Origin of the sequence: Arthrobacter sp. 2RAF6, from assembly GCF_052115205.1 — a bacterium.
GTDB lineage: Bacteria > Actinomycetota > Actinomycetes > Actinomycetales > Micrococcaceae > Arthrobacter.
Genome location: NZ_JBFRGF010000124.1, coordinates 1 through 564, shown reverse-complemented (window position 1 = coordinate 564; position 564 = coordinate 1). Strand labels below are relative to the sequence as shown.

The window sequence follows — 564 nt, the reverse complement described above, 5'->3', positions numbered from 1 at the left end:
AACACGGCGCCGGCCAGGGCGGCCGAACTCCGGGAATCCTGCTTGTGCAGCACGATGTTGCCCCACTTGGTCACCGCCACCGGGGGCGTGACCACGGGGCCGCCGGGCTGGCCCGGGGTGATGGTGAAGCTGGCCGCGTTCGGGTAGACAAGGGCAGTGTTCGTGATCTCACCGGCCGTGGTCACGGTGGTGTTCACCGTGACCAGGACCTTCGCCGTGGGGTTCGCGGCCAGGACGGCCCGGCCGCTGGCGGTGAARTCRACCCTGAGCGTGTTCGACGCCGTGTCGAACACGACGGTGTAGTCCGTGTTCACCGCCAGCGCCGCGTTGTTGGAGAGCGCCACGGTCGAGCTGGTGTAGCTCAGTTTAGGGTCGAGCTTGTCCACGATCCGGTACCCGTCGATCGGGTTGACGTTGGGGATGTCGGAGGTGATGGTCCACTGCACGTTGTCGCCGAGCTTGAGGACGGAGGCATCGTTGACGGTCTTCGTCGCGGTCGTGACCGCGTTCTTGGGATAGACATTCACGTCATACAGCCAGCCGTTCCCGCCGGCCGGGTCCGTC

At 66.2% G+C, this 564-nt stretch carries 1 protein-coding gene; it reads right to left on the bottom strand.

Annotated features, from left to right (window positions below; translation table 11 throughout):
• Positions 1 to 564 (bottom strand): SpaH/EbpB family LPXTG-anchored major pilin (locus tag AB4Z38_RS25785; protein ID WP_441432347.1); only part of this gene is annotated, 564 nt, incomplete at both ends.